This window comes from Lacticaseibacillus zeae DSM 20178 = KCTC 3804, assembly GCF_000260435.1.
Taxonomy (GTDB): Bacteria; Bacillota; Bacilli; order Lactobacillales; family Lactobacillaceae; genus Lacticaseibacillus; species Lacticaseibacillus zeae.
This window is the reverse complement of sequence record NZ_BACQ01000049.1, coordinates 47029-56509: the sequence shown is the minus strand read 5'-3', so window position 1 is coordinate 56509 and position 9481 is coordinate 47029. Positions and strand designations below refer to the sequence as shown.

Sequence of the window (9481 nt, the reverse complement as noted above, 5' to 3'; positions counted from 1 at the left end):
TCTTGTTCAAAACTGTCTCAGTTGTTATTCATCCAAATGGGGCTTATTAGGCTTATTAGATGACCTAATGAGGTTATAAGGCTCTGTTTTCGTCCAAATGTGTCTGGTTGTTATCTCGATTCATGATTGATGCTCATGTAAAAAAATCCATCACCCTTATGATTTTTGGTAAATCAAAGGGTGATGGATTTTTCAATTTAATTGGATGTTACTTCGCATCTAGCGCATTCTGAATCACATCATGTCCTCGAGCAAGCTCGGTATCTGACATTACTTCAAACGCCTGACCGTCAATACTTTGACCAGTACCGTGTAATTGATCACTCTTAATGGTATTACCGGCTTCTCGATACGCGGTTGCTAGGTTCTTAACCGATCCAAGTGATACATCAGTACGGACATTCTTACCAACAGCATTCAAGAATTTCTGACTAAGTACCGTGGTCGGGTTCTTCTTAAGTTTGCCGATAATTGACGTGAGAACCAGCTGTTGCCGCATCTGCCGGCCATAGTCGCCTTGCGGATCGTCATAACGCATCCGCGAGAACTTCAGCGCATCGCTACCAGAGAGGTCGTAGGATTGTCCCTTAACAAAGGACTTACCTTCATAGTCAAAGCTAAGCGGCGAAGTGACGGTGACGCCGCCAACGGCATCCACCATCTGTTCCAGGCCCTTCATGTTGACGAGTAGGTATCCATCCAGTTTGATGTTCAGGAGCTTCTCAACGGCTTCCATGGCGGTGTCAGAGGAGCCGTAGGAATAGGCGGCGTTAATTTTGATGGTGACATCATCGAAATTGACTTTGGTGTCGCGCGGTACTGAGAGCATGGTGGTTGTCTTGGATTTCGGGTTTAGAACCATCACAATCATGGTGTCGGTGCGGCCTTTGTAGGAGCGGCCGAGCTCACCGGTGTCGGTACCGAGTAATAAGTAAGCAACGGGTTTTTTGCTGGTGGTTTTGTCATCAGAAGATTTGTTGGTCTTCTTATTGTATGAATATATTTGTGATGTTGAATTATGAACCATATAGTACACGAAACCGCCAAACCCCAGAGCGGCAACGAGTACGACGAGCAGAACGCGTACTAGGATCTTTTTCATTTCTAAACCTCATTTCCTCCGTAATCTTTTGATATTATACCGCAAAGTCTGCTATCTCGCTGATCTATTGCGAATCGTTAACAAACTGTTATAAAAAACAATTTGACGTTGGCAGCGCTTCATTAGATACTAGGTAGTATTGGAAGGGGAACTGAATGATGATTGACGTGCATTGCCATATGTTACCGGGCATTGATGATGGCTCAAAAGATTTGACGACTTCACTGGAATTAGCGAAAGCGGCGGTTGCCGACGGGATTACGCATGCGTTGATGACGCCGCATCATATGAATGGACATTATACGAATCATGCAGCGGATGTGATTCGGTTAACGGACGAGTTTCAAAATGAGCTGGAGAAACGCAATATTCCGCTAACGGTTTTTCCATGCCAAGAGGTTCGAATTAATGGCGACTTGTTAGAAGCGATTGACCACCACGACATTTTGACTTGTGACGTAACCGGCCACTATGTCTTGATCGAATTTCCGTCTGATGATGTGCCGCTTTATACGCAGAACATGTTGTTTGAAGTGATGCAACGCGGGATGGTGCCCGTGATTGTGCATCCGGAACGGAACACTCGGCTGATGAAGCATCCGGGTTTGCTCTATCAAATGATTGAGCGTGGTGCGTTTGCGCAAGTGACCGCCAGCAGCTATGTCGGAACTTTCGGCAAAAAGGTTCAGCAATTTTCAGAGGATATTATTGATGCCGGCTTGGCGCATGTTTTTGCCTCTGACGCGCATCACTTGCCTGGCCGTAGTTATGAGATGTCCGCAGCGTTCAAGCGCCTGGAGCGTAAACGTGGCGAAAAGAAGGCTAAGATTTTCGAAGACAACGCACGGGCGCTGGTCAATGGCGATCCGTTGGTACGATTTAATGAGCGGAAAGTCGAAAAACGGTTGCTGTCGCGTATTGATACTTTAAGTTGCTTGCATAAAAATATTTCTGAAAAAATTAACACTCGCCTTGTTCGAGTGCTAATTTCGTGCTATAATATATTATGTAAACAAGGAAAAGGCGCAACGGCATCAGTGCCATCAAGTGAATAAGGTCGACACGAAAGTACTGCCAGTGCGTCTGGGAGTACTTTTTTGTAGAGCGTGAACTGGCGCGGTTAGGAGCCGGAGTGTAAGCGTCCTTGGGCGTGATGACCCGGGTTTGGTCATTGCGACCAAGGTCCTTACACGGAGGTCTCTGGGCTGGTGAGCGCGTTTCAGAGAAGTATCAAACTTCTCCGCACAGACCCAGGCCAAACACATCGCCTTTTCCCCGCATATTCCCAACAAGGAGGAATTCAGCTATGGCAAACTTTAACGATCCGTTTTTTAACAATCATGACATGGACGATATTTTCAATCAGATGCTTCAAGGAATGGGTAAAGGTGAATCAGCCCGGTATGTGGTTAATGGCCACGAAATGACGCCTGATGAATTTGCCCAGTATCGCGCGACTGGCCAGTTGCCGAAGCAGGGCGATGAAATTCCAGTTGCGACCACTGGTGAACAGGCCGTCAAGAAGGGCGGTATCCTTGAGAAGCTTGGTCGCAATCTGACGCAGGAAGCCAAGGATGGTTTGCTTGATCCGGTTATTGGCCGGGAGCACGAAATTCAAGAGACTGCTGAAATTCTGAGCCGGCGCACGAAGAATAATCCAATTCTGGTCGGCGATGCCGGTGTCGGCAAGACGGCGGTTGTCGAAGGCTTGGCGCAGGCGATTGTGAAGGGCAATGTACCTGAAGCGATTAAGGATAAGCAGATTTGGTCGATTGATCTGTCGAATCTGGAAGCCGGCACGCAATATCGTGGCAGCTTTGAAGAGAAGATTCAGAATCTGATCAAAGAAGTGAAAGCTGCTGGCAATGTCATTCTGTTCTTTGATGAAATCCATCAAATTCTTGGTGCCGGCGCAACTGGTGGCGAAGAATCCGGTGGCAAAGGGCTGGCTGACATTATCAAGCCAGCATTGTCTCGTGGTGAGATTACCGTGATTGGCGCGACCACCCAAGACGAATATCGCAATACCATCATGAAGGATAGTGCCTTGGCTCGTCGGTTCAATGATGTCACCATTAACGAGCCGAGCGCTGCGGACACGGTTAAGATTTTGGAAGGCGTCAAGAAGCTTTACGAGCAACACCATCACGTTCAGTTGCCGGAAAATGTTTTGAAGGCAGCGGTAGATTACAGCATTCAGTATATTCCACAGCGGTCTTTGCCTGACAAAGCGATTGACCTGATCGATATGACCGCGGCGCACTTGGCAAGCAAGCATCCGATTGTCGACAAGGTTGAACTGGAAAAGCAAATCAAGGATCTGAACGCCCAAAAGGATGCAGCGGCGAAGGCTGAAGACTTTGAAAAGGCCGCCAGCCTCAAGAAGGAGATTGCCGACAAGCAACATCAGCTTGAAGGAACGAACGACGAGAAGCCTGTTGTGGCAACGCCGAATGATGTCGCTGCGGCGGTTGAGCGTTTGACCGGGATTCCGGTATCGAAGCTTGGTGCATCCGACATCGAACGTCTGAAGGGCATTGGCAAGCGTCTGAAGGGCAAGGTCATTGGCCAGGATGAAGCTGTTGATATGGTTGCTCGAGCCATTCGCCGGAATCGGGCTGGTTTTGATGAAGGCAATCGGCCAATTGGCAGCTTCCTGTTCGTTGGACCAACCGGTGTCGGGAAGACTGAATTAGCCAAGCAGTTGGCGCTGGATCTTTTCGGCAGCAAAGATGCGATTATCCGCTTAGATATGTCTGAGTACAGCGATCGCACCGCAGTATCCAAGTTGATTGGTACCAGTGCCGGGTACGTTGGCTACAACGACAACAAGAACACGCTCACTGAGCAGGTACGGCGGAATCCATATTCAATCGTCTTGCTCGATGAAATCGAAAAGGCTGATCCACAAGTTTTGACGTTGTTGTTGCAAGTCTTAGACGATGGTCGCCTAACCGATGGCCAAGGCAATGTCGTGGACTTCAAGAATACCGTGATCATTGCCACTTCCAATGCTGGCTTCGGCAACGAAACCTTAACTGGCAAGAAGGAAAAGGACGAAGACTTAATGAAGCGGTTGGCGCCTTACTTCCGTCCTGAATTCCTGAACCGGTTCAACGGTATCGTTGAATTCAGTCACTTAACCAAGAAGGACTTAGGCAAGATTGTTGACCTGATGCTTGAAGACGTCAACAAGACGCTGGCTAAGAAGGGCATCACGTTAACAGTGACTGCGGCAGCTAAGGATTGGTTAATTGCCCAAGGTTACGATGAAGCGATGGGTGCACGACCATTACGGCGAGTCATCGAACGGAATATTCGTGATAAGGTAACCGACTTCTATCTGGATCATCTCAAGGCGAAGAAGCTGCAGGCGGATTTGGTTGACGACACAATTGTCATCAGCGAAGTCCAGCCGACCAGCGGTAAACCTAAGAAAGAAGCCGTTGGTGCAAAGTAATCGTGCCGTCCCAAAACATCTAATTTAAACGCACCAGCTAAGTTGGGGTGCGCATCATAGCCGTCAAGCGTTAAAACGTTTGGCGGCTTTTTTTGGTTGCAAAAAAGATGTATAATAAAATTTAAAATAAATTGTACACGTCCTTTTTTTGAGCAAAAACCTTGGTCGTTGTCTGAATGAGGTTGTGTAAAAGCCTTGTGCACAAGGCTTTTGAGGGGATGATACTTGGCAAAAATATTTAAATGTTAGTAATCGCAAATTATTTTTTAAAAATTGTTATTGAAAGCGATATAAGCTTGTGCTAAATTTGATGTAAGCCAACCGGTGATACGAAACTGAAATATCAGATTTCATGCTAAAAATTCACAATCTAATCGAGCCCTCATTCAGGTGCTATCGTTGTTATTTAATTATTGTAGGTCAGGACTTTGACTTCAACCGTTCATTTTTTAACGACCACATTGACTTTGGTCAGCATGTCTGAATGGTTGAAACCCCAGTCACATAGCATGAGAGTGTCTTTATTGTCATAAGTGCCTGAATGTGTTAAATTATTATTAGGATAATAAAATGGTGTCGTTAGTAAATCACCATAGGACTTGTGAACGTTGTTAGCATTGAACACGTGGGTGGTATTAGCAGAGAAACGATAATGATATATTATCGTTTCGTTGAGGGGTGATTGGATGATCAAGTTGTATACATCAGGTTCGTCAAAATCGAGTCGCGAAGCTAGAGCGTGGTTAGAAGCCAACGGACTGCCATTTGAGGAGATTTCGTTGTCGAAACAGGGCATCAGCAAAGCGCAGATTTTGGAACTGTTGGCCCGATCGGAAGATGGCATCGATAGTTTAGTCTCACGGCGTTCAAAGGCGTTTCAGGCCCTTGATGTTGATTTTGATGCATTGTCACTTAAAGAAGCGGTTGATTTGTTATCTAAGCAGCCAGCCATTCTCCGGCGGCCGATTATTGTGGACGATCGGCGCCTATTGTTCGGGTTTAACCAAGATTCAGTCCGCGTCTTCTTACCGCGCGAAGTTCGCCGGCAGAAGTTGTGGGCAGCGTTGCTGAACACTTCGAGTGTGTGAGGGGTTCGGCACTGGCACTTTTTTGATAAGTTAGGTCTATGCATGAAGGAGTCCCATCTGTGGCATTGGCAGATGAGACTCTTTTTTGGTTGCCTGCTTTTTTGAAAATAGCGGATCAACAAAACTTAGCGACTGAGCTTGGAATTGTTGGTATAGTTTTCGGCTTGCCTTAATTAGCTTATCTTTCGAAAAGTTCCAATTAAAAAGCGCTAGTTATGTTCCTAGCGCTAACGGCGGTGCCACCGTCACATGATGAATTTTCTTCAAAAAGTGGTGAAACCGTATACAAAATCCTGAAATATGCTATCATATTGCCATGAGCCAAAAATTGGTCTACGTGAAAGGAAGCTATTTCATGGATTTGTACAGTGAGCTGACGGCAAAATATCAAACGATTCCAGCCATTGCAACCGAGATTATCAATCTGGAGGCAATTTTGAATCTACCGAAGCCGACAGAAGCGTTTATGAGTGACATCCACGGGGAATATAATGCGTTTCAGCATGTTTTGCGCAATGGTAGCGGCAATATCAAAAGTAAGATTCGGTCCTGTTTTCGGGATGAAATGACCGAGAAGACGTTGCAGCGTTTTGCGTTTTTAGTGTATTACCCGTCTGAACGGTTGGCCGCGATTCATCAAGAGATGGATGGTGACGATCTGCAACAGTGGTATCTGACCACTTTTCGGCGCTTGATCCGGCTGTTGGCTTTTACGGCGACGAAGTATACGCGTTCGAAGGTGCGTAAGGCGATGGCGCCGGAGTTTGTTTATATTACCGAAGAGCTGCTGTATAACGATGCTTCGATGCAGGACAAGTTGGCCTATTACTGGCAGATCATTCATAACCTGATTGTTTTGGAGCAGGCAGATGAATGGATTGAGGCAACGTGCCGAACGATTCAGCGGCTGACCGTCGATCATTTTCATATTGTCGGCGATATCTACGATCGGGGGCCGGCCCCGGATCAGGTCGTTGAAAGTCTGATTCGGCGCGACCAACGGCATTCCGTGGATATTCAATGGGGCAATCATGATATTTTATGGATTGGCGGCGCAGCGGGATCGGCGTTGTGTATTGCTAATCTTGTGCGGATTTCGGCGCGGTATAACAACCTGAGCATTCTGGAAGACGTTTATGGGATTAACTTGCGGCACCTGGCGCGGTTGGCGGAGCAATATTATCAGGATAATCCGGCATTTTCACCAAAGTTGGGGCGGTCGGATCGCCCGATTACCGAGGCGGAGCGCCTGCAGATCACCCAAATTCATCAAGCAATCGCAATGATTCAGTTTAAACTTGAGGGTCCGACGATTAAACGGCGACCCGAGTTTGAAATGGATCATCGTCTGCTGCTGGACAAACTTGCACCGGATTTTGCCACGATCGAGCTTAATGGCCATACTTATCCGATTGAAAATGGTTGCTTTGCCACGGTTGATCCTGCCGATCCGTATCGCTTGTTGCCAGAGGAAAAGGAAGTCATTGATTCGCTGGTGGAGTCGTTTACGCATTCCGAAAAGCTGCATCGCCACATGGATTTCCTGATCAATCGCGGCAGCATGTATTTACGCTACAATCGCAATCTGCTGTTGCATGGGTGTGTGCCCGTGGACGAGGATGGCAATTTTATCGGCTTAACCATTGATGGCACCACTTATGCCGGCCGTCAATTGTTTGACATGTTGGAAGCCAACTTGCGCCTGGCCTACAGTCAACCGAATGAAAAGGCCGATTTGGCGACTGACCTGTTATGGTATTTGTGGACCGGACCGAATTCACCGCTTTTTGGCAAGCACGACATGACGACGTTTGAGCGGTACTTTATCAAGGATCCTGCGACCCATGTGGAAGGCCGCAATCCTTATTACCAGTTGCGCAAAGATCCGGATTTTATCAAGAAGATCTTAGAGGAGTTCGTCCTCGATCCGGAAGTCGGGCACGTGATTAACGGCCACACGCCGGTGAAAAAAGGTACCGATCCAATTATGGCGAATAACAAAATGATTGTCATCGACGGTGGTTTTTCCAAACCTTACCAAAAGACGACCGGGATCGGCGGCTATACCTTGCTGGACAATTCATATGGGATGCAGTTGGTGACCCATCAACCGTTTACCACGAAGGCGGACGCCATTGCCAATTTGACCGATATTATTTCCACGCGGCGGGTTGTTGAAACCGAAGCGCGCCGGCGCACTGTCGCAGAAACCGATATTGGAACCGCGCTTCAAGCAGAAGTCGAAGTTTTGAAACGGCGGTTGGCTGAACTACGTAACGGGGACTAAGCCAAGCTCTCCTAGCACCAAAAAAAACGCACAGGCTGGCGCTCTTAACAATTGCGTTTGTCAACAAGTTACTTTTCCCGTATATTATTAATATGATAAGAAACGGATGAAACCCAAACGGAAAGGGTGGCTTGATGCAGAAAACGATGCGGCATCCTGTGCTGAAATGGCTGTGGATCATGGCTGCGCTCGCGCTGATTGCGGTGAGCATTAATATGTTTTACGCGCCGCATGCGGTGGCAGCAGGTGGGGCGACCGGCATTGCCATTTTGGTGCAGGAAGTGGCCGGTATTCAGGTGGGTATCACCACTATGGGCGTCAACCTGTGTATGTTGGCATTGGCGTGGTTCTTCCTTGATCGCAGCACGCTCAAGCGGATTCTATTCGGTAGTTTTATGTTGCCACTATTGTTGTGGCTCACGCCGGAAATCAACTTGGTGACTGATCGCTTACTGGCCATTATTGTTGGCAGCGTTGTCTTTGCGTTCGGCGTCGGATTACTCTACCAAATGGATGCATCAAGCGGCGGAACCACGGTGCCGCCGCTGATTTTTAAAAAATATTTCGGATTGAAACCGTCGCTGATGTTGCTAGTCACCGATATTGTGGTGTCGTTGTTTAACATCCCGGTTTCTGGCGTCGAAGCGTTTATCTTGGCAGTGTTTGCCTTGACGATTACCAGCCTGGTTATGAATTATGTCGAAACCGGTTTTGATCGCAAAAAGGTGGTCTATGTCATGAGCGACCAACTGCCGCTGATCAAGCAACAGATTCGGGATGAAACGCCGCATGGTTTAACCGTTCAGCAAGTTGTCGGCGGCTTTTCCGATGAGGCTAAAGAAATGCTGATGGTGGTTGTCGAGCAGAGCAATTTTAGGCAGCTGATTGAATTGGTTCATGCAGTCGATCCGCATGCATTTATTTTGACCGTTGCCGCGACTGAAGTGCACGGCGGCAGTATCTGACTGCGTAGTTCGGATGCACGATATAAACAAGAATGGACTCCCGGAGACAAGCTCACTTGTCGTCTGGGAGTTTTTTAATGGATGGGACCTCACTGTCTGGGTCTGTCTTGGAAATACACTTGTACTTGAAAAACAACGGTTATTAGTCAATGTCCGAAACCAACTTTTAAAAATATTTCTTTTATAATATGGTCAAATAAAACGAAAATAGCGAAATATTGGGTATTATTTTGATTATAAATAACAAAGTCACTTTTAAAAGGTAAGCGTATTTGTTTACCGGCTATATTAATTTGTGCATAATCTAAAACAAGAGATGGCCATCTCTAAAAAAGAATTTATGTGGTAAGTCAGTTTCATAATATGGACTGGGGGAGTCTATATGTTACGCAAGAGTCTGTTGACTTTCGCTCTTGTGGCAAGCGGACTGGTGGCAACATCAGCTGTCGGCTATCACATTCAGCATCAAGACGTGGCCGGATCGCGTATCACAACAAGGGAGAAAGTTAATGCTGTAAGTGCTTCAAGCGATTTGCTCAATGCAAAACTGGCGGCGCTGCCTGTTGAACAGACAGGGAC

5 protein-coding genes and 1 pseudogene are annotated in these 9481 nt (G+C 47.0%); 5 read left to right on the top strand and 1 reads right to left on the bottom strand.

From position 1 onward, the window contains the following. Window positions 1–208: 208 nt before the first annotated feature. Window positions 209–1102 carry an LCP family protein gene (locus GSO_RS09710; RefSeq protein ID WP_010491582.1) on the bottom strand — a complete coding sequence of 298 codons (894 nt, stop codon included), beginning with the start codon at window positions 1100–1102 and terminating at the stop codon, window positions 209–211. Between the two features lie 158 nt (window positions 1103–1260). Here GSO_RS09710 and GSO_RS15885 point away from each other — a divergent pair. From GSO_RS15885 to GSO_RS09680, 5 genes and pseudogenes are all read left to right on the top strand, one after another. After that, window positions 1261–2019 (top strand): annotated as a pseudogene (locus GSO_RS15885) (tyrosine-protein phosphatase); the annotation flags it as partial. 389 nt (window positions 2020–2408) lie between these two features. Beyond that, window positions 2409–4562: an AAA family ATPase gene (locus GSO_RS09700; protein WP_010491578.1), complete on the top strand. Its 2154-nt coding sequence runs from the start codon at window positions 2409–2411 to the stop codon at window positions 4560–4562. Window positions 4563–5248: 686 nt separating this feature from the next. After that, a complete protein-coding gene (locus GSO_RS09695) occupies window positions 5249–5650 on the top strand; it encodes a Spx/MgsR family RNA polymerase-binding regulatory protein (RefSeq protein WP_010491576.1) in 402 nt (133 codons plus the stop codon). A 355-nt stretch (window positions 5651–6005) separates the two neighbouring features. Continuing rightward, the gene (locus GSO_RS09685; protein WP_010491574.1) at window positions 6006–7937 is read left to right on the top strand and encodes a fructose-bisphosphatase class III; all 1932 of its coding nucleotides are present in this window, start codon (window positions 6006–6008) and stop codon (window positions 7935–7937) included. A gap of 134 nt (window positions 7938–8071) precedes the next feature. Next, the gene (locus GSO_RS09680; protein WP_010491572.1) at window positions 8072–8902 is read left to right on the top strand and encodes a YitT family protein; all 831 of its coding nucleotides are present in this window, start codon (window positions 8072–8074) and stop codon (window positions 8900–8902) included. Window positions 8903–9481 lie beyond the last annotated feature (579 nt).